Source organism: Neisseria sp. CP9, assembly GCF_047758525.1.
In the GTDB taxonomy this organism is placed as follows: domain Bacteria; phylum Pseudomonadota; class Gammaproteobacteria; order Burkholderiales; family Neisseriaceae; genus Neisseria.
The window spans coordinates 2,528,066-2,554,788 of sequence record NZ_CP180502.1; the positions used below are offsets into that span (position 1 = coordinate 2,528,066).

Below are 26,723 nucleotides of genomic sequence, written 5' to 3' on the forward strand. Positions count from 1 at the left end.
TGTCCAACTTTTGGGGTACAGTTCAAACTGGAAACAGGGTTTCAGACGACCTTTTGTAATCCGGCTGTATCTATTGGGAAAAATGATGAACGAACAAGATCAAGTAGAAATTTTTGAATCACTGTTGCAACAAACTGTTGACCGTTTGTTCGATAAATACGATGGAAATTTCGACCGTTTGGATAAACAAGAGCAAGAATTGGTTTACATTTGGCGCGTGGAAGCCGATATTTACAACGGCGGCATGCTCCAGTTTTTATGTAATTGGGGCTTTTCTGCCGCCGAAACGACCTGCGATATTTTAGAAAAAATGAAGGCCAATCGTAGTGCAGCCTTGATACGCCAGGCACTCGAGACAGTTACGTCTGAGGTACAGAGAGTGCAAAAAGAAGGAAAAGTTTTAAAGGAAACATGGGATATTCCGAAATATCTCAGTTTGGAAAGTGAAAATCTCCTTGAGGACTTAGACGAGCAATATTGGGAAGACCCTGATAATTTATGTCAAAAAGGCTGGCAACATTATTTGAGCTGATTTTCAGACGACCTCTTGCTTTTCCTTTAAATCCAACCATCACACCGACAATTGTTCCAATAAAGCCTGTTTCAACGATGACTGCGTTTTCGGATTTTTCAAATCGGGGCTGAAGACGATGAAGCTGTCTTCGATGCGTTCGTCCAGCGTGGAAATTTTGGCGTAGCGCAGGCTGACGTTGTGGGCGAAGAAGACTTCCGCCATGTCGGCGAGCAGGAAGGGGCGGTTGACGGCGGTGATTTCGACGGAGTACCAGTCGGGGTAGTCTTCTTCGGGGGTGATGGTGATGCTTGGCGCAATCGGCATGTAGCGGCTGCGGCGGCTGATACGGCGGCTGCGGCTTTGGGTTTCTGCAACGGTGTGTCCGTGGATAAAGCTGTTGAGTTCGGCTTCGAGCGCGCTTTGGATGTCGGGGTAGTCTTCGGGGGCGTGCTGCGAGGGGATTTGCACGATGAAGGTGTCGAGGATGTAGTCGTGTTCGGTAATGAAGGCGCGGGCGGCGAGGATGTCGAAGCCGTGGCGGCTGAAGATGCGGCAGAGGCGGGCGAACAGGCGCGGGCCGTTGGGCATGAAGACCATGACTTGAAAGCTGTCGCTTTTGGGCAGGATGCGGCTGCGGACGATGGGGGTTTCAAAGTCGTGTACGAGGTTGGCGGCGTGCCACAGGATTTCGCGGGACTGATGGCGGGCGAAATAGGCGGAACCGAGCGCGTTCCATAGTTTTTTCTGCTGTTTTTCGGGGACGGCGGCGCGGGTAAGCAATTCGGCGGCTTCTTGCTGGCGGCGGCCGAAGAGGGCGTGCGGATTGCCTCCGTTGCCTGCGAGGTAGCGTCCGGCGGCGTGAAACAGGCTTTCCAGCAGGCTGGCGCGCCATGCGTTCCACAGTTTGGGATTGGTGCCGCGTATGTCGGAAATGGTCAGGAGGTAGAGTGCGCTGAGGCGTTCGTGGGTTTGTACGCGTTTGCAGAAGGCATCGAGTACGTCGGGGTCTTGGATGTCTTCTTTCTGGGCGACGGTGGACATGAGCAGGTGGTTTTCGACCAGCCAGGCGAGCAGGTCGCTTTCTTCTTCGGTCAGGAAGTGGTCGGCGGCAAATTGGCGCGCGTCTGCGATGCCTTGTATGGCATGGTCGCCGCCGCGTCCTTTGGCGATGTCGTGGAAGAAGGCGGCGAGATAAAGGATGTCTTGTTTTTCAAAGGACTGCATCAGTGCAGAGGCGTAAGGCAGCTCGTGGCTGTGCATGTCTAGGGCAAGGCGGCGGACGTTGCGGACGACGGCGAGGATGTGGTCGTCCACAGGATAAATGTGGAACAGGTCATGTTGAAGCAGTCCGACGATTTTTTCCCATGCGGGCAGATAGCGGCCCAACACGCCGTAGAGGTTGAGAAAGCGCAGGGTTTGGGTCAGCCCGTTGCCGCGGCGGAAAAAACCGGCGAAGCGGCGGCGGTTTTCGGGATTTTGGTAGAAGCTGCGGTTGATTTTGCGCGTCGCCCCCCACCATGCGCGCAGGGTTTGCGGTTCGAGCGCGGTAATGTCGTTGCGCTGCTGCATGATTTCGACGATTTTGAAAATGTGTTCGGATCGTCTGAAAAAAATATCGGTGTGCCGCGCGGCGATTTGGTTGTTGACTTGGATGTAGTCGTCGTCAATCCGCAGGGTAACGCGCATCGGGGTGGAGGAAACGCGGCTTTGCAGCATGGGCGTGAGGATGCCGCTCAGTTGTTTGACGGTTTTAATTGCGCGGTAAAACACGCGCATCAGTTCTTCGCTTTGACGGCGGAGGTTCAAGCCTTCATAACCCATGCTTTCGGCGACTTGCGGCTGCAAATCGAACAGCAGGCGGTCTTCGGCGCGCTTCGCGTTTAAATGCAGATGGATGCGGATGTGGGCGAGGCGGCGGTAGCCGTGCGAAAGCATACCGGCTTCGGTGCGCGTCAGAATACCTTGTTGTACCAACGCAGGAAGATTGGTTGCCAAACCTTGCGCTTTCGCTATCCAAAGCAGGGTGTGGATGTCGCGCAGACCGCCCGGACAGCTTTTGATGTTCGGTTCCAACACCGCCCCTGAGCCTTGCGATTTGGCATGGCGGTGTTCCATCTCCACCAGTTTTGCTTCGATAAACGCCGCTACATTGCGTTGCGCGTTCATTTTTTCCGTCAACTCGTCTGCTGTCTGGCGGTTGCCGAACAAAAAACGAGCCTCTAAAAACGCCGTGTCCCCAGTAATATCATCGCGCACGCTTTCGCATAGTTCGTCAACGCTACCGCTTTTGACCGACGGCGCAAGTTTCATGTCCCACAAATCCTGCACAAAAGCCGCGATTTTTTCTTGAAGGTCGTCTGAAACGGTTTCAGACGACACGACCGCCAAATCCAAATCAGAATAAGGATACAACTCGCCGCGCCCGAAGCCACCGGTTGCCATCAGGCATAAACCGCTGTTTTGGAAATGTTTGTCCCAAAGTGCCGCCAGCAAGGTTTCGACTGCCGCCGTGTATTCCTTGAAGAACACCGACACGCGGTTGGCTTTTAAATAATGCGCTTCGGCGGCATCACGTTGCTGTTTGAAGGTTTCCAATGCTGAAGACAGGTTTGCAGACATTTTTTATTCTTTCGAGTTATGGATGGCGTAAGGCTAAAGGTGGTTAGGCAGTCAAATATCGTTTTCAGACGACCTCTGCTGGACAGCCGAGGGATTGGTCATCAGGTTTAGCAGTTCCTGCGGCGGCAGCAGCAACTGATACGCCGCCACGCCCAAAGCCGTCGCCATCTTTTCAATATTCGACAACGCAATGTTCCAGCGTTTGCGCTCCACAGCCGATACATAAGTCCTGTCCAAACCGCATTGCCGCGCCAGCTCTTCCTGAGACCAACCCTTATTCACGCGGAAAAGCCGCATGTTGTACGCCAATACCGCCCGTAAATCCTGTTCATTAGGCAGTTCGGCAGGCGGAGTCAATTTATTGCTCATGATTTTGTTTCCGGATAAATGGTTAAAGTTAAGAATTTGCTGTTACGGATTTTACTTCACATAAAAGCCAAAAAAAGGGGTGGCAACAGCCACACCCAAACACACACACATCAAGAGGAAAGAGATAGAGAGTATTAAATCAAAGCAGATGTATCATCTACTGATCAGAAAATCTTGAGGACTTTGAGAAATGTCGTCTCAGTTCCAATGTCGGCGATTATAAATGAAACTCAATTTGGAGCTTTGATTCAAATCAAGTCTGAGGATTATTTATAAAATAAATTTTAAAGATAGGTTATGTTAATTGAAAACAGGGGCAGATTGAAGGCAATTCATCTATTTTTATTTTAGATTGTGAACAAAATCCGTGCATCCTGCCGAAAATTCCTCTATAATGCCTGCTCATTCGGAATGTAGCGCAGCCCGGTAGCGCACTTCGTTCGGGACGAAGGGGTCGGAGGTTCGAATCCTCTCATTCCGACCAAATATAAAAACCTGCTTTGATTTCATGATCAAAGCAGGTTTTTTCATATCGTAGATTCGAGTATGGACACTGCAATTTTAACAAGGTAGAAAATGACAGTGGATTGCCGGTGTATCCAGCTATATCCCCTGTTTTATTTTCAGACGACCTTCATATTTGTGGTTATCCTCTGAAAAATATAAATTTAATAGATATATTCACTATACTGCTTTTTGATATTCAGTTAAGAACCGTTAATCCGTTCGCGTATAATTTGGAGTTTTCCCAACAAGGCAGCTGGTGTTTTATGTCTTCCAACCAACCCCGTCAAACTTGGTCCAACCGTTTGACTTATATCCTTACTGTTGCCGGCGCGACTGTCGGTTTCGGCGCGACGTGGCGTTTCCCGTATTTGGTCGGTGAAAACGGCGGCGGCGCGTATGTGTTTTTATTCTGTATCGCCATGTTTGTTATCGGTATTCCGATGATTTTGGTGGAAAACGTCATCGGACGGCGCAAAGGTGTGAACGCGCTGGATGCGTTCGGTGGATCGATGAACGGCAAACCTGTCGCCAAAATTTGGAAACTGGTCGGCTGGATGGGTTTGCTCGGTGCGTTCGGCATTATGGCTTATTACATGGTACTCGGCGGCTGGGTGATCAGCTATATCGTTAATATTATTGGTGGAAATCTGAATATTTCTAATCCTGTCAGCGGCGAAATAACGAAAAGCTTTTTCACCGAACACATGGAAAACAGCCCTTGGGAAATTGCGTTTTATACGCTGCTATTTGTGGCGGTGAACCAATGGATTTTGGTCAAAGGCGTCATCGGCGGCATTGAAAAAGCGGCAAAATACCTGATGCCGCTACTGTTTTTGTTCCTGATTGCCATGGTCGTGCGCAACGTTACCCTGCCGGGCGCGATGGAAGGGATTACTTTCTATCTAAAGCCTGATTTCAGCAAGATTACCGCCGAACTGTTCGTCTTCGTTTTGGGGCAGGTATTTTTCGCTTTGAGCTTGGGTTTCGGCGTGATGATTACCTTGTCCAGCTATCTGGATAAAAACGAAAATCTGGTTCAAACGGCAGTCATTACGGCAATTACCAATACCATCATCGCCGTACTGGCGGGTTTTATGATTTTCCCGTCGCTCTTCAGCTTCGGCGTCGCGCCCAATTCCGGCCCGACTTTGGTGTTCCAAAGCCTGCCGATTGTGTTCTCGAATATGTGGGCGGGACCTGTGTTCGCTGTGATTTTCTTCTCGCTTCTCCTGATTGCCGCGCTGACGACTTCGCTGACCATTTATGAAGTGTTGATTACGACCATTCAGGAAAAAACCAAAATCCGCCGTACCGCCGCGATTACGATTGTATTGGCTGCTATCTTTATCTTCGGCAACATCCCGTCCATTTTGAGCTATGGCCCGTGGAAAGACGTTTCCGTGTTCGGCAAAAATATTTTCGATGCCTTTGACTACATCAGCGGCAACATCTTGTTTATGCTGACCGCGCTCGGCTCCGCGCTGTTTGTCGGTTTCGTGATGAAGGACGAAGCGAAGGACGAATTGCTTTATAAAGGCAACCATACGACGGTCAATATTTGGTTTGCCTATGTGAAATACCTTGTACCGTTGGTGATTTTGCTGATTTTTGTCAGCAACCTGTTGTAATGGCATATAAGGTCGTCTGAAAATTTGAAACTGCCGAAATTCTCGGCGTAGTTATAAAAGCCGGGTTCTGTAAATAACAGAGCCCGGCTTTTTTTATTTTAAACTGCATCGAGCGCGATTTTTTTTTGCGTTCAGATATCTGTAAAGGGGTAAGTGTATTATGTATGCATACATGAAAAGTGGTGTTTGCGTGGTTGAAAAGACCAGTCTGTATAGAGAAACTTAGAAGAAGGGGTCGTCTGAAACGGAGGATTATTACATTAGGTTTACGGTTGCTTAAATCTACAAAGTTGGCTGCTTGTGATAAAGTTACGTTTGATTATGGCCGTATGAATTCTGATGCGGCTTTTTTGTACACAAAGGATTGTTATGTTGCTGTCCCCAACCCGCGCCCGCACCATTGTCGCTGCGGTCATGATGTTGTTTGCGGTGCAAGTTTCCGCCGCCAGACAGGATAATGCCGTCGAGGTGAAAACACCGAAAGACGTGAAACAGATTATTCAAAAGAGAAACCGCTTTACGCCTGATGAATTCAAGATCGAGCAGGCTCGCCGTGTGAATATACAAAACCGTGCGAATCAGATATTTACCTTGTTGAGCGGTGAAATACTGCTGCAAAAAGGCGATGCCGGTACGGCGTTGGCAACATATATGATGATGTTGAACAATACCAAATCACCTGAAGTGGCGGAGCGCGCTTTAGAAATGGCGGTTTCGCTCAATGCGTTCCAACAGGCGGAAATGATTTATCAAAAATGGCGTGAAATCGAACCTGTTCCGGGTAATGCGCAAAAACGTATGACTTGGTTGCGCAATATCTTGCTGGGGCAGGGCGATAAGACCTTGAATGGTTTGGATGATATTTTGGCCAATGCCAGCGAAGAACAGAATCAGCGTATTTTCCTGCTGTTGGCTCAGGCGGCAATCCAGCAGCCGGGGCTGGCAGAGAAAGCTTCGTCACAAGTCCATAAGGAAGCTTTGAAATATAAAGATTTGCCGGAAGCTGCGATTGCCGATGTGATTTTCAGCGCGCAAGGCGGCAAAAAGAAACATGCCATTGCGGCATTGCAACGTTTGGCAGGGCTTGATGCAGAGATGCTGCCGCCGACTTTACTGACTTTGCGGCTGATGGCGCAACGCAGTCCCGAGATATTAAATGGTTTCTTCGATCAAACCGATACGCGCAATCTTTCGCCCGTATGGCAGGAGTTGGAAATCGTTAATCTGATTTCCAATAAGCAAAACGACAAAGCCTATGCGCGCCTGCGTACGCTGTTGGAAAACAATCCGAATCCAGACCTGTATATTCAGGCGGCGTTGTTGGCAAACAATCGCAAAGACGATATTTCGACAATCATCAATTATTTAGATAAAGCGTATAACATCGGAACAAGCGAGCAGCAAAGCCGTGCCGCTCTGATTGGTGCGATGGCTTATGCCGATGTTAAGGACTATCCCAAAGCCAAACAATGGCTCGCCAAAGTGGTTGCCCCCAGTTATGTTTTTGATAAAGCAGTTTTTAGTGCCTCATTAGAAGCCGAACAAGGAAACGGTAAGGCAGCCTTAGCGGAAGCGCGTAGGGCGCAAAGCCTGCCCGAGCAGGAGGGGCGTTATTTCGGCAGTAAGGAATTGCAACGGGTTACCCTGTTTGCTTTGTCCAAACACGATAATTTGCAAGAGGCTTTGTCCGAACTGAATAAAATGTTGCCCAAAATCAGCCGACAGCCGGATGCAGCGGAGCAGTTGCCTGATGCTTTGTACCAACGCGCTATGATTTATGACCGTATGGGCGATCAGGGCAAAGCCATTGCCGATTTGCGCCGTGTAGTCGAATTGGCACCGGATAACGCCAACGGTTTGAATGCTTTAGGCTATATTTTGCTTTCTCCGACCAAGGAGCATTTAGACGAAGCCTTCAAATTGATTCAGGCTGCTTATCAAATCGAACCGGAAAACCCTGCCATCAACGACAGTTTGGGCTGGGCGTATTTCCTGAAAGATGATGTGCAAACCGCATTGCCTTATTTGCAATATGCGTTTGAAAAATATCCTGATGCAGAAGTTGCTGCACACTTGGGCGAAGCATTGTGGGCATCTGGAGATCAGGAAAAAGCCAAAAAAATATGGACGGACAGCCTGAAGGGTGAAGGTGATATGAAAATATTGCGGGAAACCATGAAGCGTTTTGGCGTGGAAGCGGCTCCTAAACCAGCGAAAAAAGCCCAATCGGGACGTTCCGTAAAAACGAAATAATGAAAGGGGTCGTCTGAAAACAAGGCTTTGGAAGAAGCTGGGATGATAGACAGTTTTCAGACGACCTTTTGGGAGTATTTATGAAATTACAAACCATTGTATCTATTGCAACACTGACTTTGCTTGCCGCTTGTGTGCATCCTAATTTGTCTCAACAAAATGATTGGAAGCCGGCAGAGAATGTCAATGATTTTACTGCAGACGGAAGATTGGCAGTAAAAGTCGAAGAAAAAGGCTCTTACGCCAATTTTGACTGGTCCTATCAAAATCAAGTCCAAACCATTAGCGTCAATACGCCTTTGGGCAGTACGGTCGGACAGTTATGTCAAGACAATCAAGGCGTATTGGCTGTAGACAGTAAAGGTCGGGTGTATCAGGCGGAAACGGCAGAAGAGCTCAGCAACAAACTTTTGGGCTATGAGTTGCCTGTTCAATATCTGCATATTTGGGCGGATGGCAAACGCGTTGCCAATGCACCATATCGATTGTTGCCTGATGGCCGTTTGGAACAATTTGATTGGACTATTACACGTAGCACCAATAGCGAAGGCAAGCCGAAAATCCTTCAATTGGAAAATGCTAAATTAAATGTCCGCCTGGTATTTGACGAAGTCAACCACGAACCTGCTGCCAGCGATCAGACTCAATGTGCAGCCCGCCTTAAAAAATAAAAAAAGAGCTTGATATGGATATTCCTGCCAACGCTCAAGCCTTTCCCGCGCCTGCTAAGTTGAATCTCGATTTGCGTATTACGGGCAGAAGGGATGACGGATACCATAATTTAGAAAGTATTTTCTGCCTTATCGGGCTGTATGATACCGTCTGCCTGAAACCACGAGACGATAAAAAGATTATTCTGCATAATCCCACCGAAGGTATTCCCTGCGAACAAGATTTGGCTTATCGTGCCGCACTTTCTTTGCAGCAACATACCGGTTCCTGTCGTGGTGTGGAAATCTGGTTGGAGAAAAAGATTCCGACAGGGGGAGGATTGGGCGGAGGTAGCTCCGATGCGGCAACCGTGTTAACCGTATTAAATCAATGGTGGCAATGTCGGCTGACAAGGCAGGAGTTGATTGATTTGGCGGTCGGTTTGGGTGCGGATGTGCCGTTTTTTGTTTTTGGGCAAAGTGCTTTTGCACGAGGAATCGGTGAACAATTAGTCAAAATAGAAATTCCTAAACAATGGTATGTGATAGTCAAACCGTCGGTACATGTTTCTACGGCTAAAATTTTCTCGCATGAGAACTTGACACGAAATTCCAAACCAAGCATAATGCCGACTTTCCAATCTTTGCAGCCATTCAGGAATGATATGCAGGCTGTTGTTTTTCAGGAGTATCCTGAAGTTTGGAAAGCTTATTGTGAATTATCTAAATATGGTCCTACATTAATGACAGGGTCTGGAGCATGTATATACCTCTCTACGGATAGTCAACAAGAAGCAAACAATATATACCAACAAGTTTTACAATCATATGAAGCATATTGTGTTGAAGGTTTAGACTCTCATCCTTTGTTTCAAATGATTTGATAAAGTTGGGGAGTCGTCAAGCGGTTAAGACACTGGATTTTGATTCCAGCATGCGAAGGTTCGAATCCTTCCTCCCCAGCCAAATCCCTTTGTTGGGGAGTCGTCAAGCGGTTAAGACACTGGATTTTGATTCCAGCATGCGAAGGTTCGAATCCTTCCTCCCCAGCCAGCACCCTTTATTGGGGAGTCGTCAAGCGGTTAAGACACTGGATTTTGATTCCAGCATGCGAAGGTTCGAATCCTTCCTCCCCAGCCAAATAAGAGCGTGTAAGTTTCCTTACACGCTCTTTTATGTTGAAAATCAGTGATAACGCTGAAAAGCTTTGTTTGATAGTGATAAATTTGGATTGGGATAGAGCAAAGCAGCGATGTAACGCTACAAATTTAATTCACTATGCCGTTCATTATGCGTATAATACCGCTCGTAATGTCTTGGACATAGGCAGAGGGAAGCATGACGTTTTCTGAGCGGAAGTTAAACATAAAATCAGGTGAAAATATGGCTGCATACGACAGTTTGATGGTATTTACCGGCAACGCAAATCCGGAGTTGGCGCAACGCGTTGTCAAACACTTGGATATTTCGTTAGGCGAAGCCTCCGTATCCAAATTCTCAGACGGCGAAATCGCCATCGAATTAATGGAAAACGTTCGTGGTCGTGATGTTTTCATTCTGCAGCCTACTTGCGCTCCAACCAACGACAACCTGATGGAAATCCTGACGATGGCTGATGCGCTAAAACGCGCTTCTGCCGGTCGTATTACTGCAGCAATCCCTTATTTCGGCTATGCCCGCCAAGATCGCCGCCCGCGTTCTGTGCGCGTTCCGATTTCCGCCAAACTGGTGGCAAATATGTTGTATTCCGCAGGTATCGACCGTGTTTTGACTGTTGATTTGCATGCCGACCAGATTCAGGGTTTCTTTGATATCCCTGTCGACAACATCTATGCCACTCCTATTCTGTTGAATGACATCAAACAGCAGCGGATTGAAAACTTGACCGTAGTCAGCCCGGATATTGGCGGCGTAGTCCGCGCCCGCGCTGTGGCCAAATCATTAAATGCCGATTTGGCGATTATCGACAAACGTCGCCCGAAAGCCAATGTGGCTGAAGTTATGAACATCATCGGTGACATCCAAGGTCGTACCTGTCTGATTGTAGATGACATGATTGATACCGCGAATACTCTGTGTAAAGCCGCCGTCGCTTTGAAAGAGCGCGGAGCGGAGCGTGTCTTGGCATATGCCAGCCACGCCGTATTCTCCGGAGAGGCAGTCAGCCGTATTGCCTCGTCTGAAATCGACCAAGTTGTCGTTACCGACACCATCCCTTTGTCTGAAGCGGCCAAACAATGCGACCGTATCCGTCAAGTGACGATTGCCGGCCTTTTGGCTGAAACGGTCCGCCGCATCAGCAATGAAGAATCCGTCTCATATCTTTTCAATGAAGAAGTGATGACAGGCAGCATGTTGCTGCCATAACCCCGAAGCCGTCTTAAGCTGGTCGCGGCCGATGACGGTAGTTTTATTTAATTTGGAGTATTTAACATGACTTATGAAATTCAAGCCTCTGTTCGTGAAGCACAAGGCACTGGTGCGAGCCGCCGCCTGCGTCGCGAAGGCCAAATCCCCGGCATTTTGTACGGTGAAGGTCAAGAGCCCGTTGCAATTGCTGTGGATCACAAAACCGTATTCTACGCATTGGAAAAAGAATCTTTCCACACTGCACTGATCAAACTGTCTCTGAACGGTGAAACCAAAGACGTTATCGTCCGCGATTTCCAAATGCACCCGTTCCGTCGCGAAGTTCAACATATCGACTTCCAAGCTGTTAAAGCTGACCAACCTGTACGCATCCGCGTTCCTCTGCACATTGTTAACGCTGAAAGCTCTCAAGCCGTTAAACTGCAAGGCGGTCGCGTATCTCTGTTGAACACTACTGTTGAAGTGGTTGCTTTACCTGCCAATATCCCTGCATACTTGGATCTGGATTGCGCTAAAGTTGTCGCCGGCGACATCTTGCACTTGTCTGACATCCAATTGCCTGAAGGTGTAGAAAGCGTTTCTCTGAAACGTAACGAAAACCTGGCTGTTGCTACCGTTACCGGTAAAAAACGCTAATCATCGTTTCAAGGATGATTTGAAAAAACTGCACTAGTGATAGTGCAGTTTTTGTTTTGTTGTCGCAAGGTAGTTTTTGATTGAACTTCAATAAAAAAAGCATTGCAATAGAGAGTTGCAATGCTTTTTTGTTATACCTCGCACCAATCTGCTGATTCTTGCCTTTGCATCAATGCGTTGGCTTGGCTTAAATGCAAGTCGCTCAGTACGGCGTTAGTTGCGCCAGCAGCAACTTTTTCCCGTGCAATCAAAATGGTATGGGGGAAATAGGTTCGGACTTGTTCGTAATCATGCAAAACGGCGATGATGGCTTGACCTTCTTCATGGCATTGTTTTAATACGTCTAGCAATGCGTAAGTTGTCCGGGCATCTACCGCGTTAAAAGGTTCGTCCAAGAGCAAGAAGTTAGCGTTTTGAGCCAGCATCCGCGCAAATAGGACGCGCTGGAATTGCCCGTTGGAAAGGTGGGCGATTTGACGGTCGGCAAGATCCTGAACGCCGACGCGCTCCAATGCAGCCATCACCCGTTGGTGTTGTTGGGCGTTCACGCGGCCAAAAAAGCCTATTTCGTACCATAAACCCATCGCGGCAAGCTCAAAGACAGTCATGGGCTGGCTGCGGTCAATGTCCGACTGCTGGGGCAGATAGGCGATATCTTTACGTTGCAATCCTTCAAGGGACACTTTGCCCGTATCGATGTTTTGAAGTCCCATAATGGCTTTGAGCAGCGTGGATTTTCCCGCACCGTTGGGACCGAAAATTGCCCACATGCTGTGGTCTTCAAAAGTAATATCGATATGGTGGATGGCAGGGCGGCGTTGGTAGCTGACCGTCAGATTTTCTACCTTGATGCTCATGATGCGACTGCCCAAAAATATATTGCCCATAATGCTGCAATTGCAAGAAGGGCAATCAGCAGCCGTTGGAATAGGCCGGTTAAGAGAATGGAATTCATAAGTCGTAAAGCATTCAGACGACCTTAAGGTGATGAGTTGGCGCAAGCAGATAAGAACATCGGCGGCATATAACAAATTTTGATTTTGCTATGAAACTAAAGTAATGCGCTACCGAATTATCGGTCTGCTCTAAGAGAGGGATAGGTCGTCTGAAAGAAAGTAAATGAGTTTTGAGATGATACTGTATAACATTCTGACTGTAAATTTGTTTTTGACAATACAAGATTGAAAAGGAGGCGGCATGGTTTGTTTGACGCTTGGGGTCGTCTGAAAATGTTTTTCAGACGACCTTTTTGATATTGGATGGGGTCACGCTATCCGTGTTTGAACATGGCTACCCGCATCAGTTTGATTTTTATTTTTGCGCCTTCTGATTGACTTTATTGTTGAGTGAACGCAACTGGTGTGCTACGAAATCCTTGGCAGCCTCTACTTGGGACGGAACGGTTGGGTTTTCCCCGAAATATGAGATTTTCGGCAGCGGACTGAGGAAGCTGTCGATGTCTTGCGGGGTAAGGAAGCGGCCGTGCAGGTCGAAGCCGACGTTTAGGGCGCGGCCGGGGATTTTTGCCAGCCTGTCGTGCAAATGACCGTACAGGTGATACCAGCCTCTGTGGCAGCCGTCCCATTCGTTGATAGGGTAGTGGAATAAAATCAACGTGTTGTCTATTTCGTCCAATTTCAGTTTTCGGTAGGTTCGGGCGGATGACAGTAGCGGATGACCGTCGTGTTTGACGGTTTCAAACAGGTATTTGTTGTGGCGGCGGATGATGTCGTCGTGGTTGCCGTAAATCAGGTGGTGCTTGCCGTTGAGGCGCGATAGGACGGCTGCGATTTTTTTGATGTCGTGGGTGAAAGACAAATCGCCCAAGTTGTATACGTCGTCGTCGGGGGAGACAGTGTTGTTCCATGTTTCGATTAGGTATTCGTCCATGTCGGCGATGTTGTCGAACGGGCGGAACTGCGGACAGAATTTGGCAATGTTTTTGTGCGAAAAATGTAGGTCGGATGTGAAAAAGATTTTGCTCATGTTGCGTTTCCTGTGATTTTTCGATGCGGTTTATGGTGCGGTCGTGTGGCTGACTAGCTTGAACCGTATTGCAAGCAGGCGTATGCTGGGTTTGTTTATTATGTGGTTAAGGAGTATGTATGCGTTTGGTTATTTCCGCGCCTGCCAACGGCGCAATATTGAAAGACGCGCTCAAAGCGCATTTGCAAAACGACCCGCGTGTCGGCAGTTTGGTTGATTTGTCTTCACCCGAAGGAACGTATCCGCAGCTTTCGTTTGCGGCGGCGCAGGAAGTGGCGGCGGGGCGTGCCGATCGTGCGCTGCTGATTTGCGGTACGGGCGTGGGTACGGCGATTGCCGCCAATAAGGTGCGCGGCATACGGGCGGCGACGGCGCACGATTTGCTTACCCTTCGCGGTTCGGTGGAAAACTACGACGCGCAGGTGTTGTGCATGGGGCAGAATGTGATTGCCGCGCCTGCCGCTTGGGCGTTGGTGGATATTTGGTTGGATTTACGCCACGACACAAGCAGCGGTTATGCGCCTAAGGTTTGCGAAATCAAGGCATTCGAGTGCGGGGCGTAAGCGCATTATTATTTTGGTTTTAAACAGACGACCTTGTTATCCTTGCCATCAAGGTCATCTGAAAACGTTTAAACGCTTATTTTCCGCTTTCGCTGCAAAGATGTTGTTCGCTGCTGTCGCAAACGGTAAATTTGCGCAGCTGATCCCAAGCGTTGTGTTTTTCTTTCTTGTTCGGCGCGTAGCGGAAGGCATATTGTGTCACATACAGGCTGTCATCGCCTTGTATGGCCTTGAACCAAGTGTATTCGGGTTTGCGGGTTGTATTCGCAGGTAAGCTGCCACACTGCGGCGGAATAGCCGTTTGCTTCGCCTTCAGTTATGGGATTGAAGCTGCTTTTTGGACAGGCATTCTGCCATAAGTTTGCCATATTGTTCCGGAATTCCTCTGCACCTAGGTTTGCGCCTGCCATGGATTGCAGGGTGATCATTTGTGTCCAGTTGTCGACGGTCTGCTTTTTCGGTACGAGCTTGACCATTGCCATGCCGTTTTGTTTGGTTCGATAGCCGATTTTGAAGTCTTTGGGCAGTTCACCAAAGAACGCCATCTCCGCAGCTTGCGCTGCCTGTGCCACCAACGGGAACATCACGGCGGCAAGCATCAATTTTTTGACGATATTGGTTTTTTTCATCGTTCTTCCTTTTGCAATAATGAGGGACGGATGATACAAGCATCCGCCGCCGTCATATTATCACAAGCGTTCGGCGTTTTTCAGACGACCTTACAGTTATCGTAAGAATGCTTGTATAAACGCGATCTTATCTAATTCAGGCATGGTGTTGAACGCTTCGCGATGCTCGTGGATGTGGTCGATTAAGGGGTAAAACTCTTCATCGACGTGGCGTTTGTCGAGCTTGCGTCCGATGTTGCCTTCGTTGCTTCGTCCCAGAAACTTGGAAATCAGGTAATACGGCGATTTGAGTTTGAACAGCATTTCGCCGGTTTGCGCATCAAATACCATAAAGCCTTCGTGTTCCACGTTTTTCAGACGGCCTTTCAGCTCCCCGAACGTGATGTTTTTCAACGTTTCAGGGCGGCGGATGGCGTATTGTTTGCCGATTTCGTCCAATTCGGCTTCGGTAAACTGACGGCCTGTCGCCACGTCGATGCAGCCGATTAAGGTTTCCCCCAATTCTTCTCGGATGATGTGCACGTCTTTTGCGTCTGTGATTTCAAACAAAAAAGTATGGTTTGGATAAGCGCGGAACAGGGTTTCGTATTGCGCGCAGTGTGCGGCGGTCATGTCCGCGAACGCGCTATCAAGCGAACCGGTGGTCGAATACAGCACTTTGCCGTCAAACGCCGCGCCGTGGGACGGGTGGTCGTCTGAAAGCGAGACGAAAGTGCAGCAGCCGAGGAAGCCGTTCACTTTTACCACCGCATCCACCAATCGCTCGTCGCCGACGCGGATCGGGTAACGGCTGCCTTTGGCAATACGTTCCGAATAATTGAATACTTTTTTAAACGGGCGCACGATGATGCGGTTGTGCGCGTCGATAATCAAACCGCGCATTTCCAGCAGCGCATCGTCGAAACGGTTGTCGTAGAACACGCTGCGGGCGTATTTCAACACGCGCAATTCGGGATAACGCTTGGATGCTTTGGCGGTAAAGTTGCGGCTGCCGTGTTGCAGATAATTTTCGGTGACGAAGGTTTGCTGCGCTTCGTCAAACGACAAGGGTTGCTGCTCGAAAGCCTGCATTTGCTTGATTTTTTCCAGCTGTTCCGCGCTGGCGGGCTGTACGGCTTCGACGTGGATTTCGTTTGCCACGCGGTTTTGGTTCAGCTTGATATACGCCGCCAACACGTCATGCTCTTTCACGCCGTGCAGGTTGGGATAGAAATTGTGCATACGGTAGATTTCTGTTTCGAAACCGCTTTTTTTCGCCAAATCCAACAAATGGCGGCAACGCGAAGCCTTTTGGTTGGTGTTGGAATGGATGATTAAAATGTTGCGGTTCGGATTTTGGCGTCCGATTTTTAAGGTTTCGGTTATCAAGGCATTACCGCGTTTTTGCGCCTTATCCACCGCCTCGCCCGACCAGCGGTACACACCGTTTTCATCGGTCATGAACAAGTCGTTTTCAATACGGACGATTTCGGCATCACGGTACTTCGCTTTAAATTCGGCGGCTTTTTGTTCGGCGAAAGTCGATTTTCCCGAACCTTGGTGTCCACGGATTAAGATGAATTTTTGCATGGTGTTTGGTTTCCTTATTTGGATTTTCAGACGAGGTTTGGTGTGTGAGGCCGTCTGAAAACAATACGGGCGATTTCCTTATTGATTTCTTCCGCCAGCAAACGGACGGGATAACTTTGCCAATCGGGATAACGGCGGCTGTGATAACAATGCCAATAGCTGCGGATACGGTCTTTCTGCTTTTGCCAATAAAGCGGGTTGTCAGCGAAAAAACGTGCCAAAGCTGCAGCGTTGTGTTGGAAAAATACGGCAACGTCAAATTGTATCGGCAAAACATATTCGCCGAGTAACTGTGCGGCAAAAGGCAGGACGAACGCAGGCTGTCCGGCGGCGAGCAGCGGTTTGAAATGACGTTCGCGAACATGATCGTCGTGATGGCGGGTATTCAGACAGTGTGCCATCAGTTGCCGAACCTCATCTCCTTTCGCATGGAAAGCTGCATATTGGCGTCTGATGAGGCGGATTGTCTGTCCGTCTGAAACAACGGTTTCTCCTTGGCGGACGGGCAAGCGGCTGCGGTAGGGCTGCCGCAAAATCAGCATTTCCGCTTCATGTCGCAAGGCTGCGGGAAAGGTTTCGCACAGAGCAAGTTCGTCAGCATTCATGTTTGCCACTCAATCTTTTACCGGTAAGGTCGTCTGAAAACGTTGCCACCTTATCTTCAGACGACCCCTTGGCTAATTTACCGCCACCAGCTCGGTTTTCTCAATCTCTTCCACCCAGAAATCCGCGCCCATACCTTGCTCGGCGAACGAGCCGATGAGCGTGAACACTTGGTCGGAGAAGCCCCCGATGTTCAAGATGTCATGGCGGTTTTGCGCTTGCGCGGTGGTGTAGGGCTGGATGTCCAAGCAGACGAGTTTGGCTTCGGGGCAGCGTTGTTTCAGGATGTCCCATTCTTTCATCAGGCCGGTTTTGCCGCTCCAATGTGGTCCGCAATCTGCCCAGCTTTCGTTGTCAGATACGATGACGACCAAGTCCACATCGGCTTTTTCGCGGTTCAACAGGGCGAGCGGTGCGCTACATGCCGTTCCGCCGCCGCCGATATTGGCGAGTTTTTCGGCGTTGGTCATGACGCTGTCGCGCGGGTTGAGCTGCACGTTTACCGTGATTCGTTCAAACGGTATTACGCGGGCTTTCGGGTTGGTGCGCAACATGGCGGCGGATACGAGCGCGGCGATGTCGATGCAGCGGGTTCTGCTGGTCGCGCTGCCGCGATAGCCGGTAGCCGGGCTGTGCATGGAACCGGAGACATCCGGGCAAACCACGACTTTGCCTCGGATGGCCGGTACGTTTTGTACGGCGGTTTCCATCGCGTCTTGCAGCGCTTCGCAGATTTCAAACGGCATCTTTTCGGATGTCGCCTGATACGCGGTCAGCAATTGGTAAGGCAGGACGCGGGCGCGGCGGATGGCGGCTTTGTCGCGCAGTTTTTCTGCCACCATTTTGATGTTTTTGCTTTTCGCAAACACATCGTGGCGCAGGAAAGTGTTCAGGTTTTGGCGAACCTGCTGCCATGAGCCGTTGCGGGCGATTTGCGCCCAGTCGCCGCTGTTCAATTCCAAGGCAGTGAGCATTTGGAAGGGAACGTCGGGCAATGCGCCTTGGCGGCTTTGCTTGTAGTCTTCAAAGGCGCGGGTAATGGGCGGCAATGCTTCGCGGTCGTACGGTTTGCCGATAAGCCACGCAAACCAGGCGGCGCGCCATGCTTCACGCGGTTTGGGGTGCACCATTTTGACCACGTCCGCCAGCGACGGGGCGTTGCCGATGGCTGCGTTCAACAATTGTTTTTCAGTGGTGGTCAAAAGCCAAGTCTGCATCAGTTTTTTCGGACGGTTGCCGAAGGATTTTCTGCCGACTGCGCCGCTGCGGATGATTTGTGCGAAGTTGCGCAACATTTTACCGTTGTCCGCCACTTGGTCGAATACGCGGGCAAGCATGTTCACGTCTTTTTGCGCCAACACGGCAAGCAACAGCGCGGGCATGTCTTTCATGAAGCCTTTTTGACGGGCGTACACGGCGGTTTTGGCGATAAATTCGGCATCCAGGTTTTCCGCCAATTCCAATACTTGTTCAAGCTGGTCTTGCGCATCGGTGTAGTAGGTGCTGTTCAGGCAGCCGGTGGCGGCAAGCTGGGCGAGCTGTTGTTTGGGTGTCAGCGTGTAGGCCATGCCGCCTGCTTCGTTGCGGGTATTGGCGGCAGTCAAACGGGTTTTAACGGATTGGAACAAGGTGGTGTTAGCCATTTTCATTTCCTTTTGTGTTGTTGTTTTTGGGTGGTCTGATGTTTTAGCTTTATAAAAGCAGCGTTTCAGACGGCCTCGAATGGGTGGCGGCGTGGCGGCTAATATTTGAAGGGATACGTTTTTTTAACGTGGAAGGTTAATGTAATCCCTTCAGGCATCCGCCTGCCGCCGTAAAAAGGGTGGGGGACGGCTAGTCTGTGGCAGGATTTCTGCTTCGTATTATTAGTACGACGATTGTTTATCCAATGTAATCCTGCCGGCATCCGCCCGTAAAACTTGTAAATGTTGGTTTTAACTTCATTGAAGCTGTACTTTCAGACGACCTTTCGCTTTCAATCATGCAGCGGATACATGCCTGCCGCACATAGGCTTTGCGGTCGTCTGAAAGACGCAACACAAGCATGCTTCCATAGCCGAACAGAAAATCTGCTTCTTTGCCCTGCGCCGTGCCGAGTATTTCGGCTTGGCGGAAGGTACGGCCGTCTGAAAGCACGATGTCGTAACAGCAGCCTTCCTTTATCAAACTGCATTCCGCTTCGGGAAAAGCCTGTTTCCGCCAAGCCTGCTCGCGTTTACGGCTGCGGCAGGTTTGGAACGACCCGCAAACCAGAGTTGAAAAAACGATGACGCCGATGATTAGCCAAGTGTTCATATCTATTCCTTAAAGTCGGCTCAGTTTTAGGTAGCCTTCTTTCGGAAAAGGATGTTCTACCCATCTTTCCAAATATTCTTTTTCGCCGATATTCAGATAAATATCTTCTAAAATCAGACGGATATTTTCAGCCAATTCATACCGGCCTACTTTGCCGTGCCATAAGGTTTGTTGTGGACTGCGATTGAAGTTGAAACTGAAAAACCAGTCGTCTGAATAAATCAGCCTCACTTCGGCTTCGTTGCTTTGTTCGGCTGCAGATACCAGTAAGGCCAGTTCGCCAGGTTCGTCTAAAAACAGGACTTTCGCCTCAGTGATGCTGCCGCCGCTTTGCAGGGCAATTGCTAAATCACATAAATCTTTCAGCGAATCATGCAGATAGGAAACGGCTTGCTGATGGCTTTCTCCGCCATATTTCACGGTAACGCTTGCCCAGCCTGCATCATGCAGTTGATAAGCGATATGGAATGGTTCGGTCATGGCTATGCCTCCTTCAGGTCGTCTGAAAGTATCGATAAGGTGCAGCACGGCAAACAACGAGTTTTTGGAAACGCCTTATTGCTCTAACCGACTGAGCTACCCGCCGAAAGCGGGGCAGGACTCGAACCTGCGACGGATGTAGTTTCCAAGGCATTTGTCCGCCATACTGCGAAAAAGGTGGGCGGCTAGATTGGCAGGATTTACGCCGTTTCCGACGGAGGGAATCGAACCCGCAATAACCGATCTGTAATCCTGCCGGCATCCGCCCGTAAGGGGTGGTACATCTGGCAACAAGAAGTAGAGAAATTTTTACGCGCTCTATCCTCTGAGCTACTCTGCCATAGTTGGCGGCAGAGGCGGGATTCGAACCCGCGACCTCGAGCGTTGGCAGGCTGTAATTCCTCCGGCATTTGCCGAATGCACCTAAAACGGTTTTCATCGTAGGTCGTCTGAAAAGTTTCAGACGACCTTGAGTGATCAAGCGATACAGCAAGCCATCAACCATTCAGGGGAACAAGGCTGGCATTTGCCTGCTGAATCAGAAAAGGTGGGCGACTAGAAAAACAAGACGTCAACGCCTATTAGGCGAGTCAGGAATCGAACCTGCAGAACCACTGTAGTCTTGTCGGCATTCGCCCTGTAACGACACAACAGCTAAAAATTCACGGAAAATTCTTTCCTATAGAACTGTATTTCCCGCAGCATCTGCTGCATCGTTACATTTACAACATAGCCAACAGCGTGCCAACGATAAAAAAATTTCAAAATTAATTTTTAATTTATTGAATATAAAGAAAATATATTTTAACGTGGTCTTTTACGGCAAAAAGAGTAGAATACTGGAAAATATATTTATAGATAGATTTATAGAAAATAAGATATTTAAGGAGATGCGATGCGATTCGACGATTTGGACAAACGCCTGCGGCAATACGAAACAGCTTATGATTTCTGCGTGCCGCAGGAAAATTTCATTGTAGTGCGCTTGGACGGACGCGGTTTTACGCGGTTGACCAAGGAAATTTGGCAGTTTGAAGCCCCGTTTGACATCCATTTTCGCGATTTGATGGCGCACACCGTCCGTCATTTGATGAAATGTGGTTTCAATGTGGCGTACGGCTATTCCGAAAGCGATGAAATTTCGCTGCTGCTGCGCCGCGACGACGATACGTTCAAACGCAAAACGCGCAAAATCATTTCGGTATTGGCGGGCGAAGCCAGCGCCGCCTTTTCGGTGGCACACGGGCAGCCCGCCGCTTTTGATGCCAGAGTTTGCGTTTTGCCGAACGAAAAACTGGTGGTCGATTACTTCCGCTGGCGGCATGAAGATGCACACCGTAACGCGCTCAATGCTCACTGTTATTGGATGCTGCGCAAGAAAGGCGAAAGCGTATCCCGAGCCACAGAAGCGGTCAGCGGTCTCACGCGCGCGCAGAAACATGATTTACTGTTTGAAAACAATATCAATTTCAACGAACTGTCCGCGTGGCAGAAACGCGGCTTCGGCGTGTATTTTCAGACGGCCTTGAAAGAGGGCTTCAACCCGCAAACCGGTGAAAACGTGCAGGTGGAACGCCAAATCTTACATACTGATTTCGAGCTGCCTTTAGGCGATGATTACGGCGCATTTGTCTTGGAAAGAATCGTTTAGAGGTCGTCTGAAAATGAATACTCCTACAAAAGTACACATCCCTGCTGTTCTCATCATTGATTTGGAAGTTGATCCGAAAACCGACAAACCGTTCAAAATCGGTGCATTCCGCCCCGACTCTGGTTTATTTTTTGAAAAAGCTTTTCGTGGAGAAAAGGGTTTTCATGCTGCCTTGGTTGAAATGGCGCATATGACTGATGGATTGAAGTGGCTGATGGGGCATAACTTTCTCGAACACGATTTGAAATATTTGAAGGCTGCAATGCCTGAAGCTGCATGGCTTAAATTGCCTGTTATCGATACGCTGCGGCTCTCGCCTTTGGCATTTCCGAAAAATCCGTATCATCGCTTGATCAAAAACCATAAAATCATCTCTTCTGAAATTAATTCCCCGCTTGCCGACTGCCACGCATGCTGGCAACTTTTCCAAGACCAATGCACGGCGTTCGGCAAAATCAAGGCAGAAAGTCCCGAAGAGTTTGAGTTGTGGGCGACCTTGTCCGACATGCCTCTGCCATACCAGATTTTAGATTGCATTACCATTCCCGAACGCGTCGTATGCCCTGATGTCAAGCGGCTGATCAGCACCATTTGGCTGATGATGCAGGACAACGATGACCAAGGTCGTCTGAAAGTTTGCCGCACTCGTTTTACGGAGTTGATGAAAACTGATATCCATAATCCTGATATATATCCCTCCCTCGGCTACGCTTTGTCGTGGTTAAAAGTTTCTGGTGGGAATTCTGTACTGGCACCGTGGGTGCGGCATCAATTTCCCGAGACGGCTCGGTTGATTGCCGAGTTGCGTGATTATGATTGTGGCAGTACGGAATGTCGTTATTGTCAGGATACGCTCAATCCAGATGTACAGTTGCAGCGTTATTTCAAACTGCCTACTTTCCGCGATGTAAAGGGATTTGATGGTGGACAACGTGCGGTGGTGCAATCCAGTATGAAGGGATTGCACACGCTGGCGGTGTTGCCTACGGGCGGCGGCAAATCCTTGTGTTACCAATTGCCAGCGCTCAACCGCTACTACCGCAACGGAGGCTTGACAATAGTTGTTTCACCTTTGCAATCGCTGATGAAAGATCAATTGGACGGTTTGGAGAAAAAAGGTGCTACCTGCGCTGCTATGCTTAACGGCTTGGTTGAGGTGGTTGAACGTGCCCAAATTTTAGACAAAACCGCGTTGGGCGATATCGGCATCTTGTTCGTCGCACCTGAGCAATTCCGCAACAGAAGTTTCATTACTGCTATTGCACAGCGTCAAATCAACGGCTGGGTATTTGATGAGGCGCATTGCTTGTCTAAATGGGGGCACGATTTCCGTCCAGATTATCTATATGCAGTCAAATTTATTGCTGAATACAGCAAAAATAGTGGTGCGGTTGCGCCGGTCAGTTGTTTCACTGCTACCGCCAAGCCCGACGTCCTTGCTGATATTACCCACCATTTTCGAGAGGAAATGGGTATTGAGTTTCGCCAATTTATCGGTGACAACGCGCGCGACAATCTGTTTTACGATGTGCAGGAAATTTCAGACGACCTCAAAAAACAAAAAATCAACGAGCTGTTGCATCGTGAGCTTGATCATCAAAGCGGTGGAGCCGTGGTATTTGTCGGACGGCGTAAAAGTGCGGAAACCTATTCGAATTATCTGAAAGAACAAGGCTGGGCATGTGAGCATTTCCACGCCGGTTTAGGCAACAACGAAAAAGCCGATATTCAAAACCAGTTTATTGGCGGTAGTTTGCGCGTTATTGTCGCCACCAACGCCTTTGGTATGGGGGTGGACAAATCTGATGTGCGCCTAGTGATTCATGCCGAGATTACCGGTTCGCTGGAGAATTATTTGCAGGAAGCAGGTAGGGCAGGAAGGGATCAGGAAGATGCAAAATGCGTGTTGCTTTATGACGGAAAAGACGTGGATACGCAGTTTTCCATCAGCAAAATGTCGCAAATCGAATTGCGCGATTTGAAATCCGTGTGGAAGAAAGTCGGTTGGCTGAATCAGGCGGCATACGGCAAAGACCATTGCGGTGAAATCGTGGCAACAGGTGGCGAAATTTTGCGCGACACCGAGGAACACATGAGTTTTGACAGCGATGATAGACAGGCAGATACCAAAGTCAAAACCGTGCTGGCATGGCTGGAACGCGCAGACTTATTGGAGCGTAAGGAAAATCAAACCCGTATTTTCCCCGCACGTTCAGGTCGTCTGAATCTAGATGAGGCGCTGGCGATTATTGAAAAAAACAAGTTCAGCAAGCGTATCTCGGAAATTTACCAAACTATTGTCGAAATCGTGTTTCAAGCGCCAGAAGATGCGCCTTTGAGTACCGACGATTTGATGCAGGCAACAGCATGCAGTTTCACTGAATTGCGCGGTCATCTAAAAAAACTGGAAGAATTGGACATTCTTACCAACGATACACACATGACCGTTATTTTGCGTACTGATAACAAAAAGCCTGCTGATAAACGTCTGGCGCAAGTTATCGCTTGGGAAGAGAAACTTTGGCAGATTTTAAAAAACGAAATTCCGGAAGCAGACCAAGGTATTTGGCAAAATCTCTCGTTGAGCGCTGTCTGCCACCAAATGCATGAAGCGGGTTTAGAAACCAATCCGGCTGAAATCAAACTTTTGATGCAGTCGCTCGCCGATGATAAGGCGGCACAGCAGACAAACAGCAGTGGAAGTTTTCAAATCCGCGATGTTGGCAACAACCTTTTGAAAGTGCGTTTCAAGAATTCTAAGAGCGACAGTTGGGAAAGCGTGCAAAACAACGCAGAGCTGCGCCGTAATATCAACCTGTGCCTCTTACCATTCTTGATGGCAAAAACCAACGGAGTGCGTCAAAAAGACGTAATGGTGGAAACCCGCATGGGTGAATTGGTACAACAGATTGCCGACGATTTGGTATTGTCGGTGCAAATCCCCGCCGACCGTCGTGAGCTTCTGCTCAAGCAGGCTTTGCTGTTTATGCACAAACAAGGTGTGATCAAACTCAACCACGGCATGACCATTCTAAGACATGCCATGACTATTATCCCTAATCCTGAAGCACTCTCAGCTAAACGCCAATATCTTGTGGAGGACTATAAACCACTTTCTGTTTTTTACAGCGAAAAACGTTTTCAAATCCATGTGATGCAGGAATACGCCCTTCGTGCATTGAAAAACCTTGCCGAAGGATTGAATTTGGTGCGTGATTACTTTGGCTTGGAAGAAAAGAATTTTAAAAATAAATGGTTTAAAGGTCGTCTGAAAGAATTGGACGAGCCTGCATCGCCACAAACTCTGCGCGAAATTACAGATGGGCTGAATGAGATGCAGAAAGCCGTTGTTACCGACCAAAGCAGCAGTAACCGTCTTATTCTTGCCGGACCGGGTTCAGGCAAAACGCGAGTTATTGTGCACCGTGTTGCTTATCTTTTACGGGTGCAACATGTTCCCGCATCCGCCATCATTGTATTGACTTTCAACCGTTTGGCGGCGCAGGAGGTCAAGCGCCGCCTGTTCGGACTGGTCGGTCCTCTTGCTGCTGCCGTTACGGTCATGACTTATGACGGTATGGCAATGCGGCTTTTGGGGGTGCGTTTCGATGGCAATAACCGTGAATATGGCAAAAGTCAGTTTAAAGAATGGTGCAGGCAGGCTGCCGCTATGCTTTCAGACGACCTTGAAAACGATGATGGTAGCGACGAGACACGCGAACGTATCATGGCAGGTTTCCGCTATATTCTGGTAGATGAATACCAAGACATCAGCGAAGAACACTACCGGCTCGTTTCTGCGCTTGCGGGTAGGAAGCGGGCTGAAGAAGACAAGCTGACGATTCTGGCGGTCGGTGACGATGACCAAAACATCTACGCCTTCAATGGCACGAGCAACGAGTACATACACCGTTTCCAAAAAGACTACGACGTTGCCCAACCCGACTATTTGACCTACAACTACCGCAGTACACAATACATCATCAGCGCTGCTAACAGCGTAATAAACGGCATGACAGGTCGTCTGAAAACGCTGCATCCGATTGTTATCAACCCTGAACGTCAAACACAGCCCAACGGTGGTGTACGGGCTGCAACAGACAGCGAAAGGCAGGGGCGTGTGCGCCACATCAGCCTGCCGTTCGGTAGCAGCAGCAACATACAGGCACAAGCTGTTATCACCGAAATAGGTCGTCTGAAAACCTTGAGCGAAGTCGCATGGAATGAGATTGCAGTTTTATCCCGTCATAATGCCAGTCTCAAACCTCTGCAGGCATGGTGTGAACAAAACGGCATACCTTATTTTTTGAGTGCCGACAAAAGCAGCAAAATCAAATTGCGCCACACCCGTGAGTTTGTCCGCCTGATTGATGGCGTGGAAAAACAAACCGAAGGCTTTACATCACAAGCTTTTGCAGAACTTATTAGTGAACAAGTGAAAAAAAGCGGTGGCAGTTGGTGCGTTTGGTTTAGGCAATTACAAACTGATTTCTTAAACGAATATCCACTGCAAGATGAGAAGCTACCTGAAAAGTCGGATAACTTTGCAGAGAGTCGTGAGGCAGAAATCCAAGCGTCGCCCATAGAAGACAACGGGTCGTCTGAAAACGGTAGTGGCACTGTTAACCGATATTCGTCTGCCTTTCTGAAAAGCTGGCTCTACGAATATGTAGGTGATGAACATGAAACCCGTTCGGAAGGTATATTTCTAGGCACGGCGCACGCAGTCAAAGGGTTGGAGTTTAAGCACGTCTTCATTTTAGACGGCGGTTGGCAGGGAGTTGACGAAGCCGAACAGAGGCTTTATTACGTCGCTATGACTCGTGCCATAGAAACACTGACCCTACTGCAAACTACTCCAGAGCATCCTTGGATGACAAAGCTACCTGATGATATTGAAAACGTGGCTCAAATCTTTACCGAATTACCTGAGTTGAATACCGAATACAGACGTTTGGCAGCTTATCGAAACACGGCAGTCGAGGGAGAAACCGATAGCAAAAGTGATTTGGATATCGACTTCATTGTCTGTCACAACAATGTCGAAACTGTGAAACAACGTCTGTTTGCTGCTGCGAAGCTGAAAAAAGACGACCCACTGGAAATGAAGCGGACGGAGGATGGCAGATATATTTTCCTTTCTGATGATATTGAAGTTGCCCGTACCGTCAAATTACCACCGTTGCCGACAAAAACTACCGCCTATGCCAACACTTTCAGAGTACGTTATTTAGACGAAGTCGGAGAATCATTTCGCCAACGTATCCCAGAAAAAATCGGCACTAAAAAGCTGGAAAAATGGACGCTTGTTATTCCTATGTTAGTGATACCGCCTGAGTAAAAAGAGTTTTTCAGGCTATCTCAAACATGAAGAAGGCAGCTTGAATACAAGGCTGTCTGA

Annotated in this window: 21 protein-coding genes and 4 tRNA genes; 14 read left to right on the forward strand and 11 right to left on the reverse strand. The window is 48.8% G+C overall.

Annotated features, from left to right (window positions below):
• Nucleotides 1-85: 85 nt before the first annotated feature.
• Nucleotides 86-532 (forward strand): DUF4375 domain-containing protein, encoded by a 447-nt coding sequence (locus ACMYUL_RS12250; protein ID WP_415770841.1) that lies wholly within the window; start codon nt 86-88, stop codon nt 530-532.
• A gap of 39 nt (nt 533-571) precedes the next feature.
• On the opposite strand, the gene glnD is transcribed toward ACMYUL_RS12250, so the two are convergent.
• Together glnD and ACMYUL_RS12260 are read right to left on the reverse strand one after the other, a co-directional pair.
• Nucleotides 572-3,133, reverse strand: coding sequence for a [protein-PII] uridylyltransferase (gene glnD / locus ACMYUL_RS12255; RefSeq protein WP_415770843.1), 2,562 nt, complete (start codon nt 3,131-3,133; stop codon nt 572-574).
• A 51-nt stretch (nt 3,134-3,184) separates the two neighbouring features.
• Nucleotides 3,185-3,502 (reverse strand): helix-turn-helix domain-containing protein, encoded by a 318-nt coding sequence (locus ACMYUL_RS12260; protein WP_415770845.1) that lies wholly within the window; start codon nt 3,500-3,502, stop codon nt 3,185-3,187.
• Between the two features lie 407 nt (nt 3,503-3,909).
• Between ACMYUL_RS12260 and ACMYUL_RS12265 the strand changes: the two genes are divergently transcribed.
• The 10 genes from ACMYUL_RS12265 (at nt 3,910) to ACMYUL_RS12310 (ending at nt 11,546) form a co-directional block, all read left to right on the forward strand.
• Nucleotides 3,910-3,986 (forward strand) — tRNA-Pro (locus ACMYUL_RS12265).
• 286 nt (nt 3,987-4,272) lie between these two features.
• Nucleotides 4,273-5,637, forward strand: coding sequence for a sodium-dependent transporter (locus ACMYUL_RS12270; RefSeq protein ID WP_415770847.1), 1,365 nt, complete (start codon nt 4,273-4,275; stop codon nt 5,635-5,637).
• Between the two features lie 369 nt (nt 5,638-6,006).
• A complete protein-coding gene (locus ACMYUL_RS12275; protein ID WP_415770849.1) occupies nt 6,007-7,890 on the forward strand; it encodes a tetratricopeptide repeat protein in 1,884 nt (627 codons plus the stop codon).
• Nucleotides 7,891-7,970: 80 nt separating this feature from the next.
• Nucleotides 7,971-8,561 carry a lipoprotein insertase outer membrane protein LolB gene (gene lolB, locus ACMYUL_RS12280; RefSeq protein ID WP_342031224.1) on the forward strand — a complete coding sequence of 197 codons (591 nt, stop codon included), beginning with the start codon at nt 7,971-7,973 and terminating at the stop codon, nt 8,559-8,561.
• 14 nt (nt 8,562-8,575) lie between these two features.
• Entirely contained in the window at nt 8,576-9,424 is an 849-nt protein-coding gene (ispE, locus tag ACMYUL_RS12285) for a 4-(cytidine 5'-diphospho)-2-C-methyl-D-erythritol kinase (protein WP_415770851.1), read from the forward strand.
• A gap of 6 nt (nt 9,425-9,430) precedes the next feature.
• Nucleotides 9,431-9,506, forward strand: a tRNA-Gln gene (locus tag ACMYUL_RS12290).
• Nucleotides 9,507-9,517: 11 nt separating this feature from the next.
• Nucleotides 9,518-9,593 (forward strand) — tRNA-Gln (locus ACMYUL_RS12295).
• 11 nt (nt 9,594-9,604) lie between these two features.
• A tRNA-Gln gene (locus ACMYUL_RS12300) sits at nt 9,605-9,680 on the forward strand.
• A 243-nt stretch (nt 9,681-9,923) separates the two neighbouring features.
• Complete coding sequence (locus ACMYUL_RS12305; RefSeq protein WP_045072760.1) at nt 9,924-10,907, forward strand: ribose-phosphate pyrophosphokinase; 984 nt, start codon at nt 9,924-9,926, stop codon at nt 10,905-10,907.
• Nucleotides 10,908-10,973: 66 nt separating this feature from the next.
• A complete protein-coding gene (locus ACMYUL_RS12310) occupies nt 10,974-11,546 on the forward strand; it encodes a 50S ribosomal protein L25/general stress protein Ctc (RefSeq protein WP_019270895.1) in 573 nt (190 codons plus the stop codon).
• Nucleotides 11,547-11,677: 131 nt separating this feature from the next.
• Here ACMYUL_RS12310 and ACMYUL_RS12315 read toward each other — a convergent pair whose 3' ends face one another.
• A complete protein-coding gene (locus ACMYUL_RS12315; protein ID WP_342031221.1) occupies nt 11,678-12,403 on the reverse strand; it encodes a metal ABC transporter ATP-binding protein in 726 nt (241 codons plus the stop codon).
• Between the two features lie 454 nt (nt 12,404-12,857).
• Nucleotides 12,858-13,532, reverse strand: coding sequence for a phosphoesterase (locus ACMYUL_RS12320; protein WP_415770854.1), 675 nt, complete (start codon nt 13,530-13,532; stop codon nt 12,858-12,860).
• 119 nt (nt 13,533-13,651) lie between these two features.
• Here ACMYUL_RS12320 and ACMYUL_RS12325 point away from each other — a divergent pair, with 119 nt between their 5' ends.
• A complete protein-coding gene (locus ACMYUL_RS12325; protein WP_415770856.1) occupies nt 13,652-14,095 on the forward strand; it encodes an RpiB/LacA/LacB family sugar-phosphate isomerase in 444 nt (147 codons plus the stop codon).
• A gap of 76 nt (nt 14,096-14,171) precedes the next feature.
• Here ACMYUL_RS12325 and ACMYUL_RS12330 read toward each other — a convergent pair whose 3' ends face one another.
• The 7 genes from ACMYUL_RS12330 to ACMYUL_RS12360 all read right to left on the reverse strand — a co-directional run bounded on the left by ACMYUL_RS12330 (nt 14,172) and on the right by ACMYUL_RS12360 (nt 19,671).
• Nucleotides 14,172-14,297: a hypothetical protein gene (locus ACMYUL_RS12330; protein ID WP_415770858.1), complete on the reverse strand. Its 126-nt coding sequence runs from the start codon at nt 14,295-14,297 to the stop codon at nt 14,172-14,174.
• 10 nt (nt 14,298-14,307) lie between these two features.
• Nucleotides 14,308-14,724 carry a hypothetical protein gene (locus tag ACMYUL_RS12335; protein WP_415770860.1) on the reverse strand — a complete coding sequence of 139 codons (417 nt, stop codon included), beginning with the start codon at nt 14,722-14,724 and terminating at the stop codon, nt 14,308-14,310.
• Nucleotides 14,725-14,820: 96 nt separating this feature from the next.
• Nucleotides 14,821-16,293, reverse strand: coding sequence for an AAA family ATPase (locus tag ACMYUL_RS12340; protein WP_415770863.1), 1,473 nt, complete (start codon nt 16,291-16,293; stop codon nt 14,821-14,823).
• 26 nt (nt 16,294-16,319) lie between these two features.
• A complete protein-coding gene (locus ACMYUL_RS12345; protein WP_415772964.1) occupies nt 16,320-16,898 on the reverse strand; it encodes a hypothetical protein in 579 nt (192 codons plus the stop codon).
• A 72-nt stretch (nt 16,899-16,970) separates the two neighbouring features.
• Nucleotides 16,971-18,545, reverse strand: coding sequence for a vWA domain-containing protein (locus ACMYUL_RS12350; RefSeq protein ID WP_415770865.1), 1,575 nt, complete (start codon nt 18,543-18,545; stop codon nt 16,971-16,973).
• A 232-nt stretch (nt 18,546-18,777) separates the two neighbouring features.
• Entirely contained in the window at nt 18,778-19,191 is a 414-nt protein-coding gene (locus ACMYUL_RS12355) for a hypothetical protein (protein ID WP_415770867.1), read from the reverse strand.
• A 9-nt stretch (nt 19,192-19,200) separates the two neighbouring features.
• Nucleotides 19,201-19,671, reverse strand: a complete 471-nt coding sequence (locus ACMYUL_RS12360; protein WP_342031214.1) for a hypothetical protein — start codon at nt 19,669-19,671, stop codon at nt 19,201-19,203.
• An 895-nt stretch (nt 19,672-20,566) separates the two neighbouring features.
• On the opposite strand from ACMYUL_RS12360, the gene ACMYUL_RS12365 reads away from it, so the two are divergent.
• Entirely contained in the window at nt 20,567-21,322 is a 756-nt protein-coding gene (locus ACMYUL_RS12365) for a tRNA(His) guanylyltransferase Thg1 family protein (protein ID WP_415770869.1), read from the forward strand.
• Between the two features lie 13 nt (nt 21,323-21,335).
• Entirely contained in the window at nt 21,336-26,663 is a 5,328-nt protein-coding gene (locus ACMYUL_RS12370; RefSeq protein WP_415770871.1) for a RecQ family ATP-dependent DNA helicase, read from the forward strand.
• Nucleotides 26,664-26,723 lie beyond the last annotated feature (60 nt).

What these genes read in the sequence shown, in the direction of transcription:
- ACMYUL_RS12250 (WP_415770841.1), top strand. Translation starts at nt 86, where the DNA reads ATGAACGAACAAGATCAAGTAGAAATTTTTGAATCACTGTTGCAACAA.
- glnD (WP_415770843.1), bottom strand. Translation starts at nt 3,133, where the DNA reads ATGTCTGCAAACCTGTCTTCAGCATTGGAAACCTTCAAACAGCAACGT.
- ACMYUL_RS12260 (WP_415770845.1), bottom strand. Translation starts at nt 3,502, where the DNA reads ATGAGCAATAAATTGACTCCGCCTGCCGAACTGCCTAATGAACAGGAT.
- ACMYUL_RS12270 (WP_415770847.1), top strand. Translation starts at nt 4,273, where the DNA reads ATGTCTTCCAACCAACCCCGTCAAACTTGGTCCAACCGTTTGACTTAT.
- ACMYUL_RS12275 (WP_415770849.1), top strand. Translation starts at nt 6,007, where the DNA reads ATGTTGCTGTCCCCAACCCGCGCCCGCACCATTGTCGCTGCGGTCATG.
- lolB (WP_342031224.1), top strand. Translation starts at nt 7,971, where the DNA reads ATGAAATTACAAACCATTGTATCTATTGCAACACTGACTTTGCTTGCC.
- ispE (WP_415770851.1), top strand. Translation starts at nt 8,576, where the DNA reads ATGGATATTCCTGCCAACGCTCAAGCCTTTCCCGCGCCTGCTAAGTTG.
- ACMYUL_RS12305 (WP_045072760.1), top strand. Translation starts at nt 9,924, where the DNA reads ATGGCTGCATACGACAGTTTGATGGTATTTACCGGCAACGCAAATCCG.
- ACMYUL_RS12310 (WP_019270895.1), top strand. Translation starts at nt 10,974, where the DNA reads ATGACTTATGAAATTCAAGCCTCTGTTCGTGAAGCACAAGGCACTGGT.
- ACMYUL_RS12315 (WP_342031221.1), bottom strand. Translation starts at nt 12,403, where the DNA reads ATGAGCATCAAGGTAGAAAATCTGACGGTCAGCTACCAACGCCGCCCT.
- ACMYUL_RS12320 (WP_415770854.1), bottom strand. Translation starts at nt 13,532, where the DNA reads ATGAGCAAAATCTTTTTCACATCCGACCTACATTTTTCGCACAAAAAC.
- ACMYUL_RS12325 (WP_415770856.1), top strand. Translation starts at nt 13,652, where the DNA reads ATGCGTTTGGTTATTTCCGCGCCTGCCAACGGCGCAATATTGAAAGAC.
- ACMYUL_RS12335 (WP_415770860.1), bottom strand. Translation starts at nt 14,724, where the DNA reads ATGAAAAAAACCAATATCGTCAAAAAATTGATGCTTGCCGCCGTGATG.
- ACMYUL_RS12340 (WP_415770863.1), bottom strand. Translation starts at nt 16,293, where the DNA reads ATGCAAAAATTCATCTTAATCCGTGGACACCAAGGTTCGGGAAAATCG.
- ACMYUL_RS12345 (WP_415772964.1), bottom strand. Translation starts at nt 16,898, where the DNA reads ATGAATGCTGACGAACTTGCTCTGTGCGAAACCTTTCCCGCAGCCTTG.
- ACMYUL_RS12350 (WP_415770865.1), bottom strand. Translation starts at nt 18,545, where the DNA reads ATGAAAATGGCTAACACCACCTTGTTCCAATCCGTTAAAACCCGTTTG.
- ACMYUL_RS12355 (WP_415770867.1), bottom strand. Translation starts at nt 19,191, where the DNA reads ATGAACACTTGGCTAATCATCGGCGTCATCGTTTTTTCAACTCTGGTT.
- ACMYUL_RS12360 (WP_342031214.1), bottom strand. Translation starts at nt 19,671, where the DNA reads ATGACCGAACCATTCCATATCGCTTATCAACTGCATGATGCAGGCTGG.
- ACMYUL_RS12365 (WP_415770869.1), top strand. Translation starts at nt 20,567, where the DNA reads ATGCGATTCGACGATTTGGACAAACGCCTGCGGCAATACGAAACAGCT.
- ACMYUL_RS12370 (WP_415770871.1), top strand. Translation starts at nt 21,336, where the DNA reads ATGAATACTCCTACAAAAGTACACATCCCTGCTGTTCTCATCATTGAT.